We start from the raw sequence: 23,051 nt of genomic DNA, 5'->3' as shown, positions 1-23,051 counted from the left end.
GTGGGGTTGGTGACCTGGGCCACCCGGGGGTTGGTTGGTTGTCTACCAACTCTCCGCGACGAGCGTCAATGTTCTTCGTAGCGAGGCGTGACATCGCAACACATTCGACTCCTGCCCTGGAAACGCAGGTGTTTCATGGGGGTACTGTGCTTCTTGGGAGTCAAGGGGGAGTTTGTTCCCCGACCGAAACCGGACGCTGATTCGCGGCGAATGACGGACTCCGCTACGGTTCCCGCCATGATGGGGCACTCGCACGCACTCAGTGGCGTGGTTGGCTGGATGGCGGTCGTACCGCTCGTCCAGGGCACGGAATTCCTTGGACTCAGCTTTCACCTGGGCCCCGGTGAGATCATCGCCGGTTCTCTGGTCTGCGCGGGCGCGGCTCTGCTGCCCGACGTGGACCACAAGAGCGCGACGGTGACCAAGACCTACGGCAAGGCCACCGAGATCCTCAGCGACATCCTCAGCTGGGCCTTCGGCGGCCACCGGATGGGTACCCACTCCTTCTTCTTCGCCGTTCTCATGGGTGTCATAGTCCAGGCGCTGGCCCTGTGGTCGGAACTGGCCGTGCAGATCTTCGTGTTCCTGCTGATCGGTATCGCGCTCCAGGGTCTGGGTTTTGGCATGGACAAGAACCGGACGGCATCGGGGGTGATCAACGCGTTGGCGACGGCGGCGATCACCCTGACCCTGTACTCCGTCGGCGTGAACTACACCTGGCTGGGTCTGGCGGTCGCCTTCGGCATCGTCCTGCACTTCTTCGGCGACATGATCACCAAGATGGGCGTCCCGATCTTCTGGCCGTTCTGGAAGAAGCGCATCGGCCAGGGACAGGGTTTCGCCACCAACGGCCCCGTCGAGCAGAAGGTGGTCACCCCGCTGCTCACCATCGGCGTCATCATCGGCTCGATCTACCTCTTCGACTGGCCCAACATCCTCCCGGACCACTGAAGACCCCCGGTGATCTTGCTACCAGGAGCAAGTTCGGCGCCGAACTTGCTCCTGGTAGCAAGATCATCTTCCGGGGAGAGTGCTGGCCCGGTTGGGCGGTGCCTTCTAGGCTGGGGCGCGTGACTCGAAGCTCAGAGGGCGTCAGCCCCGCACTACACGCCTACATCGTCGACCACAGCCAGCCGGTGGACCCGCTCCTGGCCGAACTGGCCGAGGAGACCGCTCGGCTGTTCCCCGACTTCAAGGGGATGCAGATCGGCCCGGAGCAGGGTGCGTTCACCACCCTGCTCACCCAGCTGTCCGGGACCCGGAACGCGGTGGAGATCGGGACGTTCACCGGGTACTCCTCCATCTGCTTCGCCCGCGGTCTGCCCGAGGACGGCACGCTCCTGGCGCTGGACATCAGCGAGGAGTGGACGTCGGTGGCCAGGAAGTACTGGGAGCGGGCGGGGGTCGCGGACAGGATCACGCTGCGGATCGGCCCGGCCCTGGAATCGCTGCGCGCCCTGCCCGAGGAGCCGCAGTTCGACCTCGCCTTCCTGGACGCGGACAAGGAGGGCTACGTCGGCTACTGGGAGGAACTGGTCCCCCGTATGCGGGCCGGCGGGCTGCTACTGGCCGACAACACCCTGTCCCACGGTCGGGTGATCGACCCCGAGGAGACCTCCGCGCACGTCCAGGGCATCCGGGACTTCAACGAGCACCTGGTGAACGACGACCGGGTCGAGCAGGTCCTGCTGCCGATCGGCGACGGCCTGACCCTGGCCCGCAAGCTGTGAGCGCCTAGCTCCACAACCCCGGGTTGTCCACCGGGGCCACGGTTCTCCCGGCCAGAACCCGGCGAACTTGGGTAATGTCCAGTTCCATGCGCCTGCTGCACACATCGGACTGGCACCTGGGTCGTTCCTTCCACCGGGAGAACCTCATCGAAGCCCAGGCCGAGTTCCTCGACCACCTCGTCGACACCATCCGCACCGAACGAATCGACGTGGTGGTGGTCGCCGGTGACCTCTACGACCGCGCCCTGCCGCCGGTGGACGCGGTGCGCCTGTTCGACCGGGCGCTCGGCCGGATCCGGGCCACCGGTGCCCGGGCGGTGCTGATCAGCGGCAACCACGACTCCATGGCCCGGATGTCCTTCGCCACGGACCTGATCGACGCCTCCGGGGTGCACCTGCGCAGCTCCCTGGACGGGATCGGCACCCCGGTGATCATCGAGGACGAGCACGGGCCGGTGGCCTTCTACGGCATCCCCTACCTGGAGCCGGAGATCGCCCGCCACCACTGGGGGCTGCCCGAACGCGGCCATCCCGCGGCGATCGGGCACGCCATGGACCTGGTCCGGGCCGACCTCGCGCAGCGGCCGGGCACCCGCTCGGTGGTCCTCTCGCACGCCTTCGTCACCGGCGGCGAGCCCTCCGACAGCGAACGCGACATCTCCGTGGGCGGCGCCTCCCACGTGCCCGCCTGTGTCTACGATGGCGCGGACTATGTAGCCCTGGGCCACCTGCACGGGCGCCAGACCATCACGCCCACCGTGCGCTATCCGGGCAGTCCGCTGGCCTACTCCTTCTCCGAGGAGCACCACCGCAAGGGCTACTGGCTGGTGGACCTGGACGCCGACGGCTTCGCCGGGGCGGAGTTCGCCGACGCGCCCGTCCCCCGCCCGCTGGCCCGGATCAGAGGCCGCCTGGACGACCTGCTCACCGGCCAGAAGTGGGAGCGGTACACCGGCCACTGGCTGCAGGTCACCCTCACCGACCCGCGCCGCCCGGCACAGCCCATGGACCGGCTGCGCGAACGCTTCCCGCACACCCTGATGCTGGAGTTCGATCCCGAGGGCGGCCCCGTGGAACGGCGGCCGGTCACCGGCGCGGTGGCCGAACGCCCCGAGCGCGAAGTGGTCGCCGACTTCGTCGAGTGGGCCAGGGGCAGCGCCCCCGGTCCCGAGGAGCGCGCACTCGTGGACCGCGCGGTGGAAGAGGTCCGCCTCCAGGAAGGGACACGCTGATGCGGCTGCACACCCTCACCATGACCGCTTTCGGGCCCTTCGCCGGGACCGAGACGGTCGACTTCGACCGCCTCGGCGAGGGCGGGCTGTTCCTGATCCACGGTCCCACCGGCGCGGGCAAGACCTCCGTGCTGGACGCGGTCTGCTTCGCGCTCTACGGCGACGTGCCCGGGGCCCGCGGCAACAACCGCTCTCCCAAGAGCGACCACGCCCCGCCCGAGCTCAAGCCGGAGGTGACCCTGGAGTTCACCGTCCAGGGCCGCCGGGTGCGGATCGAGCGCAACCCGCGGTGGGAGCGCCCCAAGAAGCGCGGGAAGGGCACCGTCACCGAGAACCAGAAGGTGCGGGTCCTCGACTGGCAGGGCGACCGCTGGGAGGGGGTCACCACCCGCCCGGACGAGGCCGGGCAGTTCGTCGGCGACCTGGTGGGACTCACCCTCACCCAGTTCTGCCAGATCGTCATGCTGCCCCAGGGCGACTTCGCCCGCTTCCTGCGCGCCAAGTCCGACGACCGGCGCAAGTCCCTGGAGCGGATCTTCAACACCCGGGTGTTCCGGGACGTGGAGGAGTGGTTCGGCGGGCACGCCAGGAAGCTGGAGCGCGAGGTGCGCGCCGCCGACGAGCAGGTGCGCGCGGTCTCCGGGCGCATCGCCGAGGTCGGCCGCTCCACCGCGCCGGAGGCCCCCGAGGAGCTCACCGCCTGGGCCGCCGAACTGGCCTCGGTGCAGACCGCCACCGCACGTGACGCCGAGGCCGTCACCGCAGACTTCACCGAGGCCCGGGCCCGCTCCCGGGAGGCCCTGACCGCCGGGCGGGAGCTGGTGGCCCGGCACGAGCGCCTGGCCGGGGCCCGCGAACGCCGCGCTCAGCTGGCCGAGCGGCGTGAGTGGCGGTCCGGGATCGAGGCCCGCCTGGCCGCCGCCGAGCGCGCGGACTCGGTACTGCCGTACCTGAACGCCCGCGACCAGCGTCGCACCGTACTGGACAAGGCCGAGCTTGCCGTGACCGACCGACTGGCGCTGGTCGGCGGGCTGCCCGACATCGACGCCGAGGCGCTGACCGGCCCTGGCTCCCCCCAGGCGCTGAGGGCGGCCGAGCGGTCCCGCCACGACGAACTCGCCCGGCTGGACCTGCTGCGCGGGGACGCCGAGCGCCGCCGCGACCTGCACCGCGAACTCACCGGGCTGGACCGGCGGATCACCGCCGTGCGCACCGAGACCGGACAGGCCCGTGAACACGTCAAGGCACTGCCCGCCCGGGTCGAGACCGTCACCAAGGAGCTCAACCGGGCCCGGGAGCAGTCCGGGCTGACCGACCCAGCCCAGGCCGCCCTGGAGCTGGCCGAGCGGCGGCACGTCGCGGCGATGGAGCACCAGAGACTCGGTACGGAGGTGGCGCGGGCCGAGGAGCTGCGTCGCGGCGCGGTCGACGCCGCTCAGACCGCCCGGGACCGGGCCCAGGACCTGCGGGAGCGGCGAATCGCGCACATGGCCGCCGAACTGGCCGCGAACCTGTCCGACGGCGCCCCCTGCGCGGTCTGCGGGGCCACCGACCACCCCGCCCCCGCCCGACCGAACGAGCAGGGTCTGGTGTCCGCCGAGGAGGAGCGATCCGCCCAGGCCGCCGCGGACACCGCCGCCGCCAGGCGCACCGAGGCGGAGAACTCCTTGGTGGCGCTGCGGGAGCGGCACACCGCCGCCGCCGAACGCGCCGAGGGCCGCACCGTGGCGGTCGCGGCCGAGGAGGTCGGCGCCCGTAAGCGGGAGCTGACCGAGGCCAGGGCGGCCGCCCGCGAGGTGCACCGTCTGGAGGAGGAGCTGGCCCAGGCCGCCGCGGACCTGGACCGGGCCCGCCGGCGGGAGGGCGAGCTGGTCCGCGAGGAGAGCGAGCTGGTGGCCCGTCGCGAGGAGGGCGCCAAGGAACACGAGCGGCTGACCGTGTTGCTGGATCGGGCCCGGGGCGCGGACGCCGGGCTGGCCGAGCGGATCGCCCGCCTGCGCGGTGAGGCCGAGCTGCTGCGCGGGGCGGCGGACGCCGTCGAGCTGCGCGGCCGCGCCGCCGAGGAGCTGCGCACCGCCACCGCCGAGGCCGAGCGCTCCCGGGCCGACGCCCGCTTCGCCGACGAGGCCGCGGTGATCGAGGCCGCCCTGGACGAGCGCGGCCGCAACGATCTGCGTGCCCGGGCACGGGAGTTCGACGACCAGTGGGCGGCGGTCGAGGCACGGCTGGCCGACCCCGAGCTGGTGGCCGCCGAGCGGACCGGCGCCCCGGATCTGGCGGAATTGGAGACCGCGGCGGTAGCGGCGGCCCAGGCCGCGGACCTGGCGGTGGCCTGGCAGGGGATGCTCGCCGAACGGGCCCGCCGTCTGGTCTCCCTGCGCGCCGAGCTGGGCGAGCGGCTCTCCGGTTCGGAGCCGGTACTGCGCCGCTACGCGGTGGCCCAGGGGCTGAGCACCCTGGCGGCCGGGACCTCCCCGGACAACACCGACAGCGTGCGGCTGTCCGCCTACGTGCTGGCGGCCCGGCTGGAGCAGGTGGTGGAGGCCGCCAACCACCGGCTGCTGACGATGTCGGACGGCCGCTATGAGCTGCGCTACACGGTGGACAAGGCCGCCGGGGACGGCCGGGCCCGCTCCGCCGGTGGTCTGGGCATGCGCGTGGTGGACGCCTGGACCGGGGTGGAGCGCGATCCGGCGACCCTGTCCGGCGGGGAGACCTTCTTCAGCTCGCTGGCCCTGGCGCTGGGCCTGGGTGACGTGGCCACGGCCGAGGCGGGCGGCACCGAGATCGACACACTCTTCGTGGACGAGGGCTTCGGCACCCTGGACGAGGACACCCTGGAGGAGGTCCTGGACGTCCTGGACCGGCTCCGCGACGGCGGCCGCGCGGTCGGTGTGGTCAGCCACGTGGCGGACCTGCGTCAACGCGTGACCACCCGGCTGCGCGTGCACAAGTCCGCGGGCGGCTCCCGGGTGGAGCACCACGGCTGAGCCCCCGTCGGCGAGGTCTGCCCCGCCCCTCTCCTCGATGTGACCCGCCCCAAGGTCACCCTGAGTTGGGGCGCCGCCGCGGCGGTGCGAGAATGACCAGCGTGAATTCGCTGGTCAACATCGCCGTGTTCGGAATCGGGGGCGCCATCATGGTGGCGGCCCTGATCGGTCTGCTCCTCGTGGTCTCCGGGAGCGCTAGTGGGGCCTCGCCCCGGCTGCTCACCGTCTTCGGGGCCGCTTCGGTGGTGCTGTTGGTGGTGCTTCCTTCCCTGGCCGCGCTGAACGTGATGTCCGGTGGCGGCGGCTTCTGGGTGGGCTTCGTCAGCGCGAGCACGGTGGCCGCCGTGATGTACGCGGTCAACGTCGCCCTGCTGCCGTTCCTGGCCCGCCGTCAGGCCCTGGTGAGCGGGCGCCCCGCGCTGGGTGAGCTCCGGCCCTCGGCCTCGGTTCTGCTCAGCGGTCTGGTCGTCTGCCTGGGTGTGGGCCTGCTGGTGACGGGTGTGACGGCCTTCATCGTCTGAGATCGCTGTCTACCCCCGTGACCGCTTCCGGCCACAAGTTCCGCACACGCAACGACGCTCTGTAGTTTCGTGCCGGGGCTCCCTGCCTACCCAGTGGTAGGGAACCCCGGGCACTGACCGCACTCGACGGGTGGAGCGACGGATGCGCGGACGGGCATGGGCCGCCACGACGGCAGCGGTGGCGGTACTGGTCGGCGGCTGCGCCGGCGAGGTCGAACTGGCCGACCGCGACTCCATCGACCAGTTCGAGGTCCCCGCCCTGGACCCCGGCGCCGAGCACCCCTGCGACCTGTTCCCGGACGCCACCGCCATCGAACTGGGCATCCTGCACGAGGACGGCAGCGGCAGCGCGCAGTCGGACGCCAACTGCTTCTTCACCAACCGCGTCGACGCCAGCGTGGACGTACGAGTGGACCTGCGCGAGGACCTCCCGGATGGGGAGGAGGCGGAGAAGTCCGCCGTGGCCGCCACCGTCTCGGCCGCCTTCGCCGGGACCGACGACCAGGAATTCGCCAGCGTCGAGGGCTACCCCGGCGTCACCACGGCCTTCCCGGACTCGTGCAACCTCACCGTGGCCACCTCCGACGAACACGAACTGTCCGTCCAGGTCAGCGCGGACGACGCCTGCGAAACCGCCCTCGAGATCGCCCGCACCGTCATCGCCAACTCACCCGAGTTGTCATAAGCACGGGTAGCTGGCACCGGCTCTAAGCCTCGGCGGTCCCAGCCGTCTCAGCGGCACCGTCCGCCCCGGCCACCCAGGCCGCCTCAGCTGCCCGGATCAAGGGGATGACCTCGGCCAGGGCGTCCCGGGAGTGCCCGTGCGTGACCACGTGCGTGAACCCGAACTCCGCGCGCCTGCGCAGCAGCGTGTCCGCCACCTCCCGCGCCGTGCCCACGAGCAGGTAGGGGCAGTCCAGCAGGGACTCGCCCCTGGGCAGCAGCTCCGCACCAACCCGCTCGGTGATCTCCGCGACCGCCTTATCCGCGTCGTCGGTGAGGATGACCTTCTGCACGAGGACGCCCGACTCGTAGTCCCGCTCCCCCGCCGCCTCGCGCACCAAGTCCACGCGCTGCCGGGTCTCAGCCGCCCCCGCCATCGTGAACACGCCCATCTTGCGCCCCTTGGTCTGGGTCGCCCCGCTGAACGCGACGGTCTCCGCGCGTCGGGCGGCCAGGGCGAGGGTCGAGGGGCTGTGCCCGCCGATCAGCAACGGCGGGCGCGGGCGCTGCACCGGTGAGGGTTCCTGCCCGCCCTCGGCCAGGCGCCGGTCCAGTTCGTCCAGGGTCGCCACCAGGTTGGCGGTGCGGTCGGCGTGCGGCCGCCAGGGGATCCCCGCGTCCTCGAACTCCCACTTCATGTGTCCGGAGCCCAGTCCCAGCTCGAACCGTCCGCCGCTGATCCGGTCAAGGGTGGCCACCTCCCGAGCCAGCAGCGCGGGGTTCCAGAACTCGTTGTTGAGCACGTAAGTGCCCAGTCGCATCCGGGTGGTGACGGCGGCCGCGGCGCCCAGGGCCGCGAAGGGTGCGTCGGAGCCGAGGTGGTCCGGGGCCAGGAGCACGTCGAAACCCTGCTCCTCGGTGACCCGGCAGCCGCGGGCCCAGTCTTCGTGGTCGGAGGGGAGCGTGTTGACGCCGAAGCGGAAAGTCCTCATGGGTCCGACCCAATACCGAGTGGGTCGCACAGTCCAGGGGGCGTACCCGGTCGGGCACGCCCCCTGTTCGATCCGAAGCCGGTCGGAAACCGGTCGGTGCCGGTCAGTCCTGCCGGGGGTCTTCCTTCTTCGGCTCTGGCACAGTCTCACCGGCGGCCGCCCGCGAGCGGCGGTCGAGCTCGGCCAGGTAGGCGTTGTAGTCGTCCATGTCGGCGTCGTCGGAACCGCCGCGGCGGCTGTGCCGTTCACGCCTGCGCTCCTGGCGCTCGTCGTCACGCGACCACTGCACGACCAGCGCCAGCATCACCATGACGGTCGGGATCTCGCCCAGCGCCCAGGCGATACCGCCGCCCGCGTACTGGTCGGCGGCCTGGTCGGCCATCCAGGGGATGTCGAACTGGCCGTAGTACTGCATGGCCATCGGCGTGGCCTGCTCCATGATCGCGATGCCGAAGAACGCGTGGAAGCCCATCACCACCAGCAGCAGCAGGATGCGCAGCAGGAAGGGGAGCTTCCGCGGCGCCGGGTCGATCCCCACGATCACCCAGTAGAAGAGGAAGCCCGAGACGAGGAAGTGCACGCCCATGAACAGGTGACCGAGGTGGTCGTTCATCAGCGTGGGGAAGAGCGGCGTGAAGTACAGCGCGTACGGGCTGAACACGAAGATCGGGGCGGCCACCGCCGGGTGGGTCACGACCTGCGAGAACCGGCTGTTCAGGAACGCGTTGAGCCACTCGCGGGGTCCCCGGTCGCCGCGCTGTTCGGCGGGCCTCAGGGCTCGCAGGGCCAGGGTGACCGGGGCGCCCAGCACCAGCAGGATCGGCGTGACCATGGCCAGCACCATGTGCTGGATCATGTGCATGGAGAACATGATCATGGCGTAGGTCGCGAACCCGCTGAGCTGGACCGCGACGATGGTCAGCAGGCCCAGGACGAAGGCGACGGTGCGGCCGACCGGCCACTTGTCGCCCCGCTGGACCAGGCGCCGCACGCCCGCCAGGTACAGGAACCCAGCGACCACGACGAACATGATGAAGAACAGGTCAGGGCGCCACAGGGTGAGGACGTTCTCCAGGCTCATCGCGGGCGGGATCGGGAAGCCCAGGATGGCGGCGGCCGGATCGACGGTGCTCTCCAGCGGCGGGGGCGGTGCGGTGCGGCCCAGGCCCACGGAGACGCCGATGACGGCGGCCATGATGAGGACCTCGGCCCCGGCCAGCCGCAGGAAGGCGTTGCGGCGGAAGGTGTACCCGTGCTTTCCGGCGGGTGCGGCGTCGATCCGGACCAGCACCCGGGAGCGGTGCAGGTAGCCGAAGACACCGAGGACCGCGAAGAGGACGACCTTCACCACGATGATCAGGCCGTACTCGGTGCCGAACAGGTCGTCCAGCGAGTACAGGCGAGCCAGCGCGCTGGCGGCGCCGCTGATCGCCACACCGACGTAGGCCCACAGGGCCAGGCGGCTGAAGCGGTGCGCGGCCACGGCCGGTTCCTGGCCGTCGCGGCGCATGGCGTGGTAGGTGACCACGGCCAGACCGCCCACCCACACACAGATCGAGATCAGGTGCAGGGCCAGCCCGGTGACGGCCAGTTCGTGGGCGCCCGAGGAGGCGGAGTGGCCGGTCAGGGCGGGCGGGGTGACCGCGACCAGGGCGGCGACCAGCAGCCACAGGCCGCCGGTCGCGGTGGTGGTCGTGCGGCCGAACAGCGCGATGCCGGTGGTGATGAGGATGACGAACATCAGGGAGATGCCCGCGGACACCGACCCCGCGTAGGCGGTGACCTCGTCGATGCTCACCTGTCCCATGGGCTTGGCGAGGAACTCCGAGGCCTGGAAGTACAGCGTGGCCACGGCGGACAGCGTCCAGGCCAGGGCGGCCCAGGTGGCGCCGCGCACGTAGCCGGTGGCCTGCGGGGAGAGCCGCCCCTTCTTGGAGGCGAGCAGGACGACCGCCATGAGCAGGAGCCCGATGGTCAGGACCGCGGCGGTGTCCATGACCGTCCTGGCGATGGGCATGCCCCAGCGGACGGCCTCGCCGGCGTCGGGCAGGCCGGGAATGACCTGCGCGAAGACCGAACCGCCCAGAATAAGGGTGGCGCCCAGGGCGATCGTGCACACGAGTGCCGCGGCCAGGGAGTACAGGGGCACGTTGGCGGTGCCGGGGGCCGGATCCAGGTCCTGATGTTCCTTGGGGGATGTGTCGTTCTGTGCGGGAGGAGCCACGCGCCACTCCGTCGTCGTGTTCGGTCAACTGGCAGGTCAGCACCCCTGGCCGTGGTGGCCACCTGGATACTGCCGCGAGTCGGGGTCCGGCAGGGGCCGTGCACGGAGGAACACCTTCCGTCAAGGTTAGACCGTTTACTACACAGTGTCGGACTTGGGCCCGCTCGCCCGTCCACCAACACCTCATCTGCCGGGGCGGAGCTGGAAAGCCGACCGCGAGAAGTGACGTTTCCCCCTTCTCGGCAGGGCCTTCGCGATACGCTCGACGTCCCCGCTCGAGGCCACGGACCCGCGCCCCTCGTGCCCGTCACCCCTCACCGCCGTGTCCCTCAACGCGGCCGCACAGCACCACGAACGCGACGAAGCGTACGAAGGGGGAGGGCGATGCCCGAGTTCGACAGTGTCATCCGTTCCAGGCGGACGGTGGTCCCCGCGGGGGCCGTTCCCGCCAGTGTGGGGATCCGGGACGGCCGGATCGAGGCGGTCGGCACCTACGCGGCCGAGATGTCCGCGCGCGAGGTGGTCGACCTCGGGGACACGGCCCTGCTGCCCGGCGCGATCGACCTGGGCACCGGTGTGCACGCCCCCGGCCACGAACTGGCCGATTCCTATCAGGCGGTGGGCGAGGCCGCCCTGCGCGGCGGGGTCACCTGTGTGGTGGCCTCCCCCGCGCCCGGTCGGCCCGCGATCACCTGCGCCGACTCCCTCCAGGTGCACCAGCGGGCCGCGGCGGGGGCAGCGGCCTCGGTGCTCTTCCTCGGCGGGGTGACCCGGGGGACGGGCCCCCTGGACCTGGCCGACCTGCACGCCGGCGGGGTGGTGGCCTTCCAGGGATCGCTGTCGGACGGGGGCGCGCCGGACATGGCGGCGCTGGGCGACGCGCAGCTGCGCAAGGCCATGGCCGAGATCGCCACGCTGGACGCCCTGCTGCTGGTGCACGCCGAGGACGCCCGCGAGCTGGGCCGCCCCGCTGTGTCGGCGGAGCAGCGGCCGCCCCGGGCCGAACGGCGAGGGCTGGAACGGGTGATCGCGGCGGCCCGGGTGGTGGGCGCCCGCACCCACGTCGCACCCTTCACCGCCGCCGAGTGCGCGGCCCTGCTGGCCGCGGCCGGTGCGGTGGGGGTGGAGATGACCGCGCACACCTGTCCGCACTACCTGTGTCTGCCCTCGGAGTTCCCGCGCCCGGACTCCCCGGCGCGCGCCTGCCGCCCGCCGCTGCGTTCGGACGCCAACCGCAAGGCGCTGTGGAGCGCGCTGCTGGAACCGGACTCCCCGATCCTGACGGTCGGTTCGGGGCACCTGCCCGCGATCGGCCTGCACACCCTGGAGTGGAGTCTGTCGGCGCTGTGGACGGCGGCGCGCAAACGCGGGCTGTCCCTGGCGGACCTGGCGCGGTGGACCTCCCTGGCCCCGGCGGAACTGCTGGGGCTGGGCGGGCGGGGCCGGATCCAGGAGGGGTTCGACGCCGACCTCGTGGCCTTCGCCGACTCCGAGGCGCTGGCGGTCCCGGAAACGGATCCCAGCCCCTACGCCGGGATGCGGCTGACCGGGCGGGTGGACCGGGTGTGGGTGTCCGGACGCCCGACCCGGAGGGAACTTCTCGGCACGGGGAGCCCCGGAACCCGCCCCTAACCCGTGTCACACCGCACACAGTCGGCTTACAGACTGTCAATATGGCAGCGTAAAGCTATGCACATTGGCGATAGCGTGGACGCGCCTTCGCAGGTCACAGTGGGAGGTATCGATGGCGATACCAGTTGGAGGAACCGTGCGCATCGGCGTGCCCCGTGAGATCAAGAACCACGAGTACCGGGTGGCGATCACCCCTGCGGGTGTCCACGAGCTGACCCGCCGGGGTCATGAGGTCTTCGTCGAACACGACGCCGGCGTCGGCTCCTCCATCACGAACGAGGAGTACGTGGCGGCGGGCGCCAGCATCCTGCCCACCGCGGACGAGGTGTGGGCCGCGGGCGACCTGATCCTCAAGGTCAAGGAGCCCATCCCCGCCGAGTACCACCGCATGCGTGAGGGCCAGACCCTGTTCACGTACCTGCACCTGGCGGCCTCCCGCGAGTGCACGGACGCGCTGCTGGAGCGCGGGGTCACCGGCATCGCCTACGAGACGGTGCAGCTGCCCGACGGCTCCCTGCCGCTGCTCGCCCCGATGTCGGAGGTGGCCGGCCGGCTCGCCCCGCAGGTGGGTTCGGTGACGCTGCAGCGCCCCAACGGCGGCCGCGGCGTCCTGATGGGCGGAGTCCCGGGTGTGCGCCCGGCCCGCGTCACCGTGATCGGCGCGGGTGTGTCCGGTCTGAACGCCACCCAGATCGCGGTGGGTATGGGCGCGGACGTGACCGTGCTCGACCTGAACGTCAACAAGCTGCGCCACGTCGACTCCCTGTACCGGGGCCAGGTCAAGACGGTGGTCTCCAACTCCTTCGAGCTGGAGCTGTCCGTGCTGGAGTCGGACATGGTGATCGGCGCGGTCCTGGTGCCCGGCGCCAAGGCCCCCAAGCTCATCTCGAACGAGCTCGTCTCCCGTATGCGCCCGGGCGCGGTGCTGGTCGACATCGCGATCGACCAGGGCGGCTGCTTCGAGGACTCGCGTCCCACCACGCACGACGACCCCACCTTCACCGTGCACGACACGGTGTTCTACTGCGTGGCGAACATGCCCGGCGCGGTGCCCAACACCTCCACGCACGCCCTCACCAAGGACACCCTGAAGTACACGGTGGCGCTGGCAGACAAGGGCTGGAAGCAGGCCCTGCGCGACGACGCCTCGCTGGCCGACGGCCTGAACACCTTCGACGGCGACCTGGTCTACGCACCGGTGGCCGAGGCTCACGGGATGAAGCACCGTGAGCTCTCCGAGGTGCTCGCCTCCTAGAACAACCGAATATGAGCGTGAGGGGCCGTCCGGGGGACGGCCCCTCTGCCGTTCTTCCGTGTCAGCCGCGGGTGTTCGCGTCGCGCGGGCTTCACCCGCCCCGCCGTCTCCCGGAGTGAGAGACCCCATGGGGAGGCCCCGACGAACCGTCACCCATCCGACCAAAGCCCGCCCGACCTGGGCCCCTGGCCGAATCAGCCCCTGCGAACGGGGTGGTCGGGCTGGTCGGGCGGGGGTACCGTCGAAGAGTGGGCCCTTCCGACCGTGGGGCCTGTGACCGGGCCCCGACACATGAGGTGGGACAGTAGTGACACACACCGGCGCGGTAACGGTGACCCGGATCGTCGAGCTCGAGCTGGTGCGGCTGCGGCCGTCACTGGCCGGTCGGGGTGCCGACGGAGCCGTTCCGGTGCTGGTCCGGGTGAGCGACGGGCAGGTGAGCGGCTGGGGCGAGGTGTCCCGGGCCACCGCCGAGCAGTGGGAGGCGCTCTCCCGGGACTTCGCCCCCGCCCTCCTGGACCACGGCTGGCGCCGCCCGACCGAGGTGGCCGACGCCTTCGCGGACCTGCCCTGGGACCCGGCGCTGGTGGGCGTGCTCGACACCGCCTGCTGGGATCTGTGGAGCCGTCAGCGCGCCACCCCGCTCTCACACGCCCTGGGCGGGGAGCGCACCGCACTCACCGCAGGGGTGACCCTGCCCCGGCAGGTGACCCTGGAGTCGGTGGTCACCGAGGTGAACCGCCAGGTCGGCGCGGGTTTCCGACGGATCAGACTGGAGGTCGAGCCAGGCTGGGACACCGATGTGGTCCGGGCCGTGCAGACCAGTTTCCCGTTCCTGGTGCTACAGGTGGACGCGGGCGGGCGCTACACCGAGTCCACCGCGGACCTGGACGCGCTGCGTTCGCTGGACGCCCTGGGGCTGCTGGCGATCGAGGACCCCTTCGCCTCCGAGGACCTGGGCGCGCACGCCCGGCTGTCGGCCGAGCTACGCACCCCGGTGGCGCTGTACCGGTCGCTGTCCTCGGTGGAGGACCTGCGCGAGGCGGTCCTGGCCGAGGCCGGGAGCGCCGTGAACGTGGACCCGGCCCGGCTGGGCGGGCTGACCGCGGCCCGGCGCGCGGTGGACCGTGCGGTGGACGCGGGCTGGCAGGTGTGGTGCGGTTCCTCCGCGGTGACCGGGGTCGGCCGGGCGGCGACGGTCGCGCTGGCCTCCCTGTCCGGGGCGACCCTGCCGGTGGAGATGCCGGGGGCCGGTGGTCGCGGTCGTGACCTGGTGGTTCCGCCGGTGCGCGCGCACGACGGCGTGGTGCCGGTGCCGTTGACCGAGAGCGGGCTGGGCCACGACGTGGACGAGGCTTCGCTTCCGGGTTTCACCTCCCGGACCCTGCTGCTGGGCGCGCCCGCGGCGCAGGACCCGGGTGCCGCCGCCACTTAACCGAACACCGTTAGGTAGAGTGGCGCGCATCACCGTCCGGCTTCCCCCGGAGTGCGCCGGACCCCTAACGAACGTGGAGGCGTGGTGCGCGTATTCGCCGACATCCAAGAGGTCATCGACGCCCAGGGTGAACACCTGGGTCACACCGACTGGCTGACGATCACCCAGGACCGCATCGACAAGTTCGCCGATGCGACAGAGGACCACCAGTGGATCCACCTGGACGCGGAGCGGGCCGCCGAAGGCCCCTTCGGCGCCACCATCGCGCACGGGTTCCTGTCCCTGTCGCTGCTGGCGCACTTCTCCCAGAGCATCTTCTCGCTGACGAAGAAGCCGCAGATGTCCATCAACTACGGCCTGAACAAGGTGCGCTTCCTCCAACCGGTCACGGTGGGCTCGCGGGTGCGCGACGCGGTGGAACTCAGCGGAGTGAAGGAGACCCCCAAGGGTTACCTGGTCAGCACCACCCACACCGTGGAGATCGAGGGCCAGGAGCGCCCCGCCCTGGTCGCCGAGAGCCTTGGCCTCTGGGTTCCATAGCAAGCAGGTTCCATAGCAAGCAGGTTCCATAAGCGGTCGGGGTTCGGGGGCGGGTCCGCGGCGACAGCGACCCGCCCCCGAAACTCTCAGCGGGCGATCCGGCGCAGGGCGCGGCGGACCAGGCCAGGGGTGAACCAGCGCAGCTTGCGCTCGGCCCGCTCGGCGCGGCGGCGCAGGCGGTCGCCCCTGGCTCTGGCCTGCTCCAGCTCGGTGCGCAGCCGGGCCACCTCCGCCGAACCCTCCTCCGTGCCGTCCGCTCGGGGCGCCGTTCCCGGCGCCCCGGCCTTCGCCGTCGTGGCCTCCAACCGGTCCTCCCTCTGCCCGACAGTGTGGATGAGGTCCGTCGCGGGCATCCAGTGGATGCCGTGGACCTCCTCCACCACCCGGTCCAGTTCCCGGCCCTGGGCCTCGGGGGCGAGGTGGCGTGCCCGGCTGAAGGCGGCGGTGCGCTCCAGGCGCAGCATCCCCTCCTCGGCCGTGAGCGCGCCCGGCATGGGTGCGCTCAGCAGCCCCGCCGCGGTGGAGTCGCAGGTGCGGACCAGCTCGGCCAGGGTCTGGGGGTAGGGCTCGGGTCCGGCGTCCAGGTACAGCCGGAAGGGCACGCGCGGGTCGGTGCCCGGCTCGGTCTCGACGAACCGCACCCGCGGGTCGCCGCGGAACGTCTCGTGCGCGAGCCGCAGGTCCAGGACGTCCTCCTCCAGCGGCGAGCGGCGGCCCCCGTGCAGCGCGCCCCACGGACCGACCAGCCACAGGCGCAGGTCCGGGGTGGTCCCGGACAGCAGCGCCGAAGCGGTGGCGTCGATCTCCTCCAGGGTGTGCCCCGCCACGTCCAGCACCACGTCGACCAGCGGCACCTCCCACTGCCGCTCGGGGCGCTTGCGGCGCAGATGGAAGTCGGGCACCCGGTTGGACACGTACGGCATCCGGTAGCGGGTCCCGGCGTCACGCTGCTCCTGCATCTGGGAACGGCCCAGGTGCCAGCTGCTGGTGTCCAGGTCCGGTACGAACACCGCGCCCTGCTGCGCCACCCGGTGGCCGAACTCACTGTCACCGCCCAGGATCAGGGACGGGTCCAACCCGCCGGTGGCGTCGAAGAGGCTCCGGTGCAGGGAGCCGGTCGCGCCCACGAACACCTTGAAGGCCTCGTGGTGGGCCGAGCGCAGCCGGTCGTTCCTGTCGATGAACCGCTCCACCCAGTGCGGGTCGGCGCTCCCGAGGTCGAAGAGCGTTTCGGCCCGCCCCGCCGCGACCTCCTCGTACACGTACTCCGGGGCCATGGCGGCCGGGTCGAAGTCCACGAACATCTTGTGGCCCATGACCACGGCGTAGTCCACCTGGTGGTGCCAGCGCATCTGGGACTCCACGTGCTCGCGGTAGACCAGCATGTCGGCGTCCAGGCGCAGCACCACCTGCCCGGAGGAGGCCGCCACCCCGGTGTTGACCGCGTGCGCCGAACCCCAGCCACCCGGGGCGGAGGGCACCAGCAGCGTGTTCCCCGGCCGGACCCGGGGCAGGGCGAGGGGTTCGGGTGAACCGTCGTCCACCACAACCACCTCGGTGAGCTCGGCGGGGTAGCTCTGCGCCGCCAGTGCGGCCAGCACCAGGTCCAGCTTGTCCTGGTGGCCGTGGGCCGGGATCACCACGCTCACCGACAGCGTCGGCGTCCACTCCCCCAGCCGGGGCAGGTCCAACCGCGCGTAGTCGTTGCGGAACACCCGGGGCTGGCCCGGTTGGTCCCGCCGGTCGGGGCTCCCGGCCTGGGCCGGAACCGTCCCGACCCGCACCCGGGTGTCCGGGCGCGATCCCTGACCGCGCTCCGAGACGTTGTCCGCACTGGTCACGACTGTCCTCCCTGGTACTCGGTGGTCCGCGGCAGCGCCCGTCCCGCCTGTGGGCCGGGCTGCCCCAACGGGTTCGGCCGGCCCAGCGGGACGGGCTCGCCCTCCAGCAGGGAGCTCGGCCGCCAGCCGGACCACTGCCTGGTACTCCTGCGCAGGAAGTAGCCCATGTCCGCCCCCCAGGTGTGTCCCTGTCCGGCGCGGCGCAGCAGGTAGCCGAGGCCGTGGGTGCGGTAGATCCGGCCGCTGTCGCGGCGGACCGCCAGGAGCAGCTGACTGTCGATCGCCCGCGGCAGCGGACGGAAGCCTCCGACGTCGCGCAGCACGGAGCGGTCGACCACGATCGTGCTGCCCACCACGTCCGGGGAGGGCTTCTCCGTCTGGTAACTCCGCCACACGGTGAGGTCGAGCTCCTCCAGGTAGACGAGGTCCTGGGTGACCCCGACCAGGTCGGCGCAGGAGTAGGCCCGGGCCATCAGCAGGTCGGCCAGGTGCTCGGGGCCGTACCAGTCGTCGTCGTCCCACTTGGCGACGACGCTGCCGGACGTACGGTCCACGGCGTCGTTGAGGACCGCGCCGAACACCTGGCTGGCGGGGGCCTCGTGCACCGTGACCGGGATACCGGTCGCGGCGAAGTCCGCCACGGCCGCGCGGACCTCGGGCAGGTCGGCGGAGAACCCGTGCAGGGCCAGGACCAGCTCGAACCGCACCCCGCGCTGGCGGGCGACCTGGGCCAGGGCGAACCCCACCAGTTCGGGCCGCCGGGTGCACAGCATCACCGACACCAGGGGGGCGGGCGGTACCGGCACGCCCGACCGCGCGGCCAGGGCGCGCCAGCGGGCCAGCTGGCCGTGCACGCGCAGCGAGGCGCGCCGCAGCCGGACGCTGTGCTCCTCCCTGCGCAGGGGGTCGGCGAGTTCGCTCTCCGCCGGCCCGGTGAGGGTTTCGGTGAGCGCGGTCCCCAGCCCGGCAGCCCAGTCGGGGACCGGCCCGCTGATCACGGGGACTCCTCCGGCAGCCAGGGCGGTCACCGCGCGGACCACGGTGACCGGCGCGGCGGGCCCGGACCAGTCCACCCGGACCCCGCGCAGGTAGCGCGCCCGCCCGATGTCCAGGTCGGTGACCGTGCCGTCCTCGGGGACCGCGCAGAGGACCTTCGTCCCCTCACGCAGGACAGTGCGCCCGTCCCGAGTGGACAGGTCCCCCATGGGGCCGCCCGCCTTCTTGGTGAAACCGATCGGGTTGACGGTGTGCTCGTCGACGGGTGCGAGGGAGTGCACCGGGTCGGGTTCGGCGACCCGGGCCCCGGACACGGACGCGCCCGGGCCGGGCACGTCCAGGTGCGGTACGACCCCGTCCTCCCAGAGCGGGAGGCCGCCGTCGTCGGTGCGGACCACGAGGTCGGCCACGGGCGAGACCCGGCGCAGCGGCACCGGGCCGGTCGCGCTCACCCCGGTGGCGGCGACGTCGCCGGACCGCCACAGCGCCCCGCCCCGCCCGTGCACCCCGGCCAGCGGGACGGGGCGCGGTCCGCGCCGTCCGCCGTTGGTCCCGTGCAGGACGCAGTCGAGTGCCTGGCCGGTCTCGACGGAGTCGGGGAAGTACAGCTCGCAGATCCACCCGCGTTTGCCCAGGCGGCGCACGCGCATCTCGAGCAGGTCGTTCCACTCCTCGATCCCCGGCGGGCTGGGGACGAGGGGGCCGTGGTGGCCCGGGGTGTCCGCGACCACCACGACCAGGTGGACGGTGGGCGGCAGGGCGTTGGCGGTGATCAGGCCGCGCCGCAGGTCGGTGAGGCTGGCCGCGACCACCGCGACCAGGCCGACCGCCTCGGGCTGGCCCTCTCCGCCCACCGAAGCGACCTCGAACGGCTCACCCAGGGTGTGGGCGTCCAGGTCGACCAGCAGGTCGTCGCGGCGCAGCCGCAGGCGGGTGAGCTCCTTGCGGGTCGACTCGTGGGATCCGGTGTGGCAGAGGATCGCTGGTTCGTCGCCGCGTGTGTGCAACGCCTGGCGTAGGACTGAGTGGATCATCGGGCGACCCCGGGTTGGGAGCGGGCGAAGGCGCAGGTGAGAACCGATCCTGATCGGTCACACCGGCCACCCTAGCCAATCCGGTTACACAGGGTTACACACCGTCGCGGCGTGTCTGTTTCGCGCGGTGTGCGACCGGGTGCGCAACCGCCCGCTCCCATCCCGGGGCCGATCCGGGCAGACTTCAGCGCGCCAGCCTGCGCAGCACCCTGCGGGCCAGACCGGGGGTGAACCAGCGCAGCTTGCGCTCGGCCCGCTGGGCCCGGGCCCGCAGCCGGTCGGCCTCGGCCAGGGCCTTGTCCAGGCGCTTGCGCAACACCTCGGGCTTGGTCTTGACCTCCGACTCCTCCTCGGCGCCCTTCACGAAGGCCTCCGCGGGGATCCAGTGGGTCCCCGCGGTCTCCTCCACCACCCGGTCCAGCTCCCGCCCCTGGGCCCGCGGCTCCAGGTGCAGCGCGCGCGCGTAGGCCGCGGTGCGCTCCAGGCGCAGCACCCCGTCGCCCCTGGTCGCCCCGGGCAGCGGCGCGCACAGCAGCCCGGCGCCCTCACGGTCGATCTCCTTGATCAGGTCGTGCAGGGCCTCGGCGCCAGGGACCGCGCCCGCGGCGACGGTGAGCCGGAAGGGCACGCGCGGGTCGCGCTCGGGTTCGGTCTCGACCAACCGCACCCGCGGGTCGCCGCGGAAGGTCTCGTGGATCAGCCGCAGGTCCAGGAGGTCCTCGTCCAGCGGGGAGCGGCGGTCCTCGTGCAGCGCGCCCCACGGACCGACCAGCCACAGGTGCAGGTCCGGGGTGGTCCCGGACAGCAGCGCCGAAGCGGTGGCGTCGACGTCCTCCAGGGTGTGCCCTCCGACGGTCAGGAGCACGTCCGCAAGCGGAACCTCCCACTGGAGCTCGGGGCGCTTGCGGCGCAGATGGAAGTCGGGGACGCGGTTGGACACGTACGGCATCCGGTAGCGGGTCCCGGCATCGCGGCGGGTCTGCATCTGGGAGCGGCCCAGGTGCCAGCTGCTGGTGTCCAGGTCGGGCACGAACACCGCACCCTGCTGGGCGACCCGGTAGGCGAACTCGGTGTCGCCGCCCAGGATGAGGGCGGCGTCCAGCCCGCCCGCGGCGTCGAAGAGCGTCCGGTGCAGGGAGCCGGTGGCACCGATGAACACCTTGTAGGACAGGCGTCCGGCGGTGCGCAGCCGGTCGTTCTTGTTGATCAGGCGCTCCACCCAGTGCGGGTCGGCGCTCCCGAGGTCGAAGAGCTTCTCCGCGCGGCCGGCCGCGACCTCGTCGCGCACGTGCTCGGGGGTCATGGCGGCCGGGTCGAAGTCCACGAACATCTTGTGGCCGAGGGCGACCCCGTAGTCCACCTGGTGGTGCCAGCGCATCTGGGACTCCACGTGCTCGCGGTAGACCAGCATGTCGGCGTCCAGGCGCAGGATGACCTGGCCGGAGGAGGCGGCGACCCCGGTGTTGACCGCGTGCGCCGAGCCCCAGCCGCCGGGGGCGGAGGTGAGCAGGCGGGTGTTGCCCGGGCGGACCTCGGGCAGGGTGAGGGGTTCGGGTGAGCCGTCGTCCACCACGATCACCTCCATGAGGTGCGCCGGATAGCTCTGCGCCGCCAGCGAGGCCAGCACCAGGTCCAGCTTGTCCTGGTGGCCGTGGGCCGGGATCACCACGCTCACCGACAGCGTCGGCGTCCACTCCCCCAGCGGCGGCGGGGTGAGCGGGGCGTAGTCGTTGCGGCGCAGCCGGGGCTGGGCGCCGAAGTCCACCTCGCCCCGGGGCAGGGGCTCCCCCGTTACGGGCACCGGTGCGCGGTCGGGCGCCGGAGCCACGGCCGGTGCGGCGGTCGCGGTGTGCTCTTCGGTACTGGTCAAGGGTGTCCCCCCGTGTGCGGTGCGGCCCCGACCGGCTGCCCGGTGTCGGCCCCGCTCCCCAGCGGGGCGGGTTCGCCCTCCAGGAGGGAGCTGGGCCGCCAACCGGACCACTGTCGGGCGTAGTTGTGCAGGAAGTAGGCCATGTCCTCGGACCAGGTGTGGCCGCCGCCGGTGCGGCGCAGCACGTAGCCCAGCCCGTGGGTGCGGTGGACGCGGCCACCGCCCCGGGTGACGGCGATGAGCAGTTGGGTGTCGATGGCGCGCGGCAGCGGGCGGAAGCCCCCGGTCTCCTCCAGCACCACGCGGTCGGTGAGGATGGTGCCCCCGGCGATGAACCGGGTGGAGGTCTCCGACTCCCGGCTGCGCCAGACCATGAGGTCGATCTCCTGGAGGAAGACGAAGTCCTGGCCGGTGCCGACCAGCTCGGCGCCGGAATAGGTGCGGGCCAGGACCAGATCGGCCAGGTGCTCGGGGCCGTACCAGTCGTCGTCGTCCCACTTGGCGATGAGGTCGCCGGAGGCGCGGGCCACGGAGTCGTTGAGCACCGCGCCGAAGACGCGGTCGGCGGGCGCCTCGTGCACGATCAGCGGCAGGCCGGTGGCGCGGTAGGCGTCGATCGCCGAGCGCACCTCGGGCAGCGAGGCGGGGAAGCCGTGCAGGGTGAGGACGGTCTCCGGTTCCACGCGCCGCTGGCGGGCGATCTGGGCGAGCGCGAACCCCACCATGTCGGGGCGGCGGGTGCACAGGATGACCGAGACCCGGGGGGCGGGCGGGACCGGCACCCCGGCCTCGGCGGCCAGGGCGCGCCAGCGCGAGCGCAGGCCGTGCGTGTACAGGGCGGCACGGCGCAGCCGGACGCTGTGCTCCTCACGGGCCAGGCGGTCGGACAGGTCGGCCTCGGTGGCGGCGGTGAGCAACCGTGTGAGGTCGGTGCCCAGTCCGGCGGCCCAGGCGGGGACGGGGTCGCTGACCAGGGGGACGCCCCCGGCGGCCAGACCGGCCACGGCACGCGCGGCGGCGTGCGGGCCGGTGTGTCCGGACCAGTCCACCCGGATCCCGCGCAGTCGGCGCAGGCGGGACAGGTCCACGTCCGTGATCGTGCCGTCCGGGGCGACGGTCACCAGGTCCTTCTTCCCCTCCCTGATCACCGCGCGGTCGCCGTGCAGGGTGAGGTGGCCGAGCGGGCCGTTCTCCGCCTTGCCGAAGCCGGTGGGGTTGACGGTGGTCTCGTCGACGGGCGCGACCCGTTGCACCGGGTCGACCGGCCGGTCGGCGGCGCGGGCGTAGCCGGTCGGGCCGATGAGCTCGTCCCAGGAGTCGGTGCCGGTGGTGGTCCGGTCCAGAGCGGGTACGGCCTCGTCGGTCCAGGCGGGCAGCCGTTCGCCCTCGTGTACCCGCAGGGCGAGGTCGGCCACCGGGGTGACCCGGCGCAGCGGGACCGGCCCCTCGTCAGCCACCCCGTTGGCTCCGGTGTCACCGGGGCGCCACAGGGCCGCCTCGTGTCCGTTGAGGGCGACCAGGGGTGCCACGGCCGGTCCGCGGCGGCGGCCGCGGGTGCCCTGGAAGACCGCGTCCAGCACCGAGGCGGACTCGATGGCGTTGGGGAAGAAGAGCTCACAGATCCAGCCTCGGTTGTCCACCCGGCGCAGGCGCGATTCCTGGAGGTCGCGCCACTGGCCCATGCCGGGGCCCACCGGAAGCGGGGGCTCCTGGTGACCGGGGGTGGCGACCAGGGCGACCACGACGTGCACGGCCCGGGGCAGGTGGACCGCCGAGGTGAGGACCCGGTGGAGGTCGGTGGTGGTGGCCGCGATCACCGCCACCAGCCCGGCGACCGGGTCCTCCGCGGTCCCGTCCAGAACCGGCCGCCCCAGGGGCTGGGCGTCCAGGTCCAGCAGGACGTCGCCCGGGGCGGTGGGCAGCCCGGCCAGGTCCGCCCGGGTGTCGGCGCCGGTGTGGCAGAGCACGGCCGGTTCCCTGCCGCGGGCGCGTAGGGCCTGCCGAAGGACGGTGGTGATCATCGTGTGGCCTTCGATCTCGGGCGGCGGCTGGGGGCGGGCTGCCGGGACTCGGTTCGGGGTCGGGGCCCGGTGGTG

At 72.4% G+C, this 23,051-nt stretch carries 16 protein-coding genes; 10 read left to right on the top strand and 6 right to left on the bottom strand.

What is annotated here, in order from left to right; translation table 11 throughout:
* Window positions 1–237: 237 nt before the first annotated feature.
* From NE857_RS10215 to NE857_RS10190, 6 genes are all read left to right on the top strand, one after another.
* A complete protein-coding gene (locus tag NE857_RS10215) occupies window positions 238–951 on the top strand; it encodes a metal-dependent hydrolase (RefSeq protein WP_083926685.1) in 714 nt (237 codons plus the stop codon).
* Between the two features lie 119 nt (window positions 952–1,070).
* Window positions 1,071–1,730 carry an O-methyltransferase gene (locus NE857_RS10210; RefSeq protein WP_254420776.1) on the top strand — a complete coding sequence of 220 codons (660 nt, stop codon included), beginning with the start codon at window positions 1,071–1,073 and terminating at the stop codon, window positions 1,728–1,730.
* A 74-nt stretch (window positions 1,731–1,804) separates the two neighbouring features.
* Complete coding sequence (locus tag NE857_RS10205) at window positions 1,805–2,962, top strand: exonuclease SbcCD subunit D (RefSeq protein ID WP_254420775.1); 1,158 nt, start codon at window positions 1,805–1,807, stop codon at window positions 2,960–2,962.
* On the top strand, window positions 2,962–5,952 hold the full coding sequence (locus NE857_RS10200; protein WP_254420774.1) for an AAA family ATPase: 2,991 nt from the start codon (window positions 2,962–2,964) through the stop codon (window positions 5,950–5,952). The genes NE857_RS10205 and NE857_RS10200 overlap by 1 nt, the downstream gene beginning before the upstream one ends.
* A gap of 92 nt (window positions 5,953–6,044) precedes the next feature.
* Window positions 6,045–6,473 carry a hypothetical protein gene (locus tag NE857_RS10195; RefSeq protein ID WP_026116337.1) on the top strand — a complete coding sequence of 143 codons (429 nt, stop codon included), beginning with the start codon at window positions 6,045–6,047 and terminating at the stop codon, window positions 6,471–6,473.
* A gap of 142 nt (window positions 6,474–6,615) precedes the next feature.
* Window positions 6,616–7,158 carry a DUF3558 family protein gene (locus tag NE857_RS10190; protein ID WP_254420773.1) on the top strand — a complete coding sequence of 181 codons (543 nt, stop codon included), beginning with the start codon at window positions 6,616–6,618 and terminating at the stop codon, window positions 7,156–7,158.
* A 22-nt stretch (window positions 7,159–7,180) separates the two neighbouring features.
* Here NE857_RS10190 and NE857_RS10185 read toward each other — a convergent pair whose 3' ends face one another.
* Entirely contained in the window at window positions 7,181–8,128 is a 948-nt protein-coding gene (locus NE857_RS10185; protein WP_254420772.1) for a TIGR03621 family F420-dependent LLM class oxidoreductase, read from the bottom strand.
* Between the two features lie 103 nt (window positions 8,129–8,231).
* Window positions 8,232–10,352 (bottom strand): bifunctional copper resistance protein CopD/cytochrome c oxidase assembly protein, encoded by a 2,121-nt coding sequence (locus NE857_RS10180; RefSeq protein ID WP_254420771.1) that lies wholly within the window; start codon window positions 10,350–10,352, stop codon window positions 8,232–8,234.
* Between the two features lie 384 nt (window positions 10,353–10,736).
* Here NE857_RS10180 and NE857_RS10175 point away from each other — a divergent pair, with 384 nt between their 5' ends.
* From NE857_RS10175 to NE857_RS10160, 4 genes are all read left to right on the top strand, one after another.
* Window positions 10,737–11,984 (top strand): dihydroorotase, encoded by a 1,248-nt coding sequence (locus NE857_RS10175; protein WP_254420770.1) that lies wholly within the window; start codon window positions 10,737–10,739, stop codon window positions 11,982–11,984.
* A 136-nt stretch (window positions 11,985–12,120) separates the two neighbouring features.
* Entirely contained in the window at window positions 12,121–13,239 is a 1,119-nt protein-coding gene (gene ald / locus NE857_RS10170; protein ID WP_254421930.1) for an alanine dehydrogenase, read from the top strand.
* A gap of 307 nt (window positions 13,240–13,546) precedes the next feature.
* Complete coding sequence (locus tag NE857_RS10165; RefSeq protein WP_254420769.1) at window positions 13,547–14,674, top strand: enolase C-terminal domain-like protein; 1,128 nt, start codon at window positions 13,547–13,549, stop codon at window positions 14,672–14,674.
* Between the two features lie 84 nt (window positions 14,675–14,758).
* The gene (locus NE857_RS10160; RefSeq protein ID WP_254420768.1) at window positions 14,759–15,214 is read left to right on the top strand and encodes a MaoC family dehydratase; all 456 of its coding nucleotides are present in this window, start codon (window positions 14,759–14,761) and stop codon (window positions 15,212–15,214) included.
* A gap of 86 nt (window positions 15,215–15,300) precedes the next feature.
* On the opposite strand, the gene NE857_RS10155 is transcribed toward NE857_RS10160, so the two are convergent.
* From NE857_RS10155 to NE857_RS10140, 4 genes are all read right to left on the bottom strand, one after another.
* Entirely contained in the window at window positions 15,301–17,055 is a 1,755-nt protein-coding gene (locus NE857_RS10155) for a glycosyltransferase (protein ID WP_254420767.1), read from the bottom strand.
* On the bottom strand, window positions 17,052–19,085 hold the full coding sequence (locus NE857_RS10150) for a glycosyltransferase family 2 protein (protein ID WP_254420766.1): 2,034 nt from the start codon (window positions 19,083–19,085) through the stop codon (window positions 17,052–17,054). Before NE857_RS10150 ends, NE857_RS10155 begins: the two co-directional genes overlap by 4 nt.
* Before the next feature lie 184 nt (window positions 19,086–19,269).
* On the bottom strand, window positions 19,270–20,955 hold the full coding sequence (locus NE857_RS10145; protein ID WP_254420765.1) for a glycosyltransferase family 2 protein: 1,686 nt from the start codon (window positions 20,953–20,955) through the stop codon (window positions 19,270–19,272).
* A complete protein-coding gene (locus NE857_RS10140; RefSeq protein ID WP_254420764.1) occupies window positions 20,952–22,976 on the bottom strand; it encodes a glycosyltransferase family 2 protein in 2,025 nt (674 codons plus the stop codon). Before NE857_RS10140 ends, NE857_RS10145 begins: the two co-directional genes overlap by 4 nt.
* Window positions 22,977–23,051 lie beyond the last annotated feature (75 nt).

Origin of the sequence: Nocardiopsis exhalans (genome assembly GCF_024134545.1) — a bacterium.
GTDB classification, from domain to species: domain Bacteria; phylum Actinomycetota; class Actinomycetes; order Streptosporangiales; family Streptosporangiaceae; genus Nocardiopsis; species Nocardiopsis exhalans.
The sequence above is the reverse complement of the archived record's forward strand: the minus strand, read 5'-3'. Positions and strand labels throughout refer to the sequence as shown.

Bases quoted from the DNA above. Each gene is read 5' to 3' on its own strand.
- NE857_RS10200 (WP_254420774.1), top strand. From the start codon at position 2,962: ATGCGGCTGCACACCCTCACCATGACCGCTTTCGGGCCCTTCGCCGGG.
- NE857_RS10190 (WP_254420773.1), top strand. From the start codon at position 6,616: ATGCGCGGACGGGCATGGGCCGCCACGACGGCAGCGGTGGCGGTACTG.
- NE857_RS10205 (WP_254420775.1), top strand. From the start codon at position 1,805: ATGTCCAGTTCCATGCGCCTGCTGCACACATCGGACTGGCACCTGGGT.
- NE857_RS10150 (WP_254420766.1), bottom strand. From the start codon at position 19,085: ATGATCCACTCAGTCCTACGCCAGGCGTTGCACACACGCGGCGACGAA.
- NE857_RS10185 (WP_254420772.1), bottom strand. From the start codon at position 8,128: ATGAGGACTTTCCGCTTCGGCGTCAACACGCTCCCCTCCGACCACGAA.
- NE857_RS10140 (WP_254420764.1), bottom strand. From the start codon at position 22,976: ATGATCACCACCGTCCTTCGGCAGGCCCTACGCGCCCGCGGCAGGGAA.
- NE857_RS10195 (WP_026116337.1), top strand. From the start codon at position 6,045: ATGACCAGCGTGAATTCGCTGGTCAACATCGCCGTGTTCGGAATCGGG.
- NE857_RS10175 (WP_254420770.1), top strand. From the start codon at position 10,737: ATGCCCGAGTTCGACAGTGTCATCCGTTCCAGGCGGACGGTGGTCCCC.
- NE857_RS10215 (WP_083926685.1), top strand. From the start codon at position 238: ATGATGGGGCACTCGCACGCACTCAGTGGCGTGGTTGGCTGGATGGCG.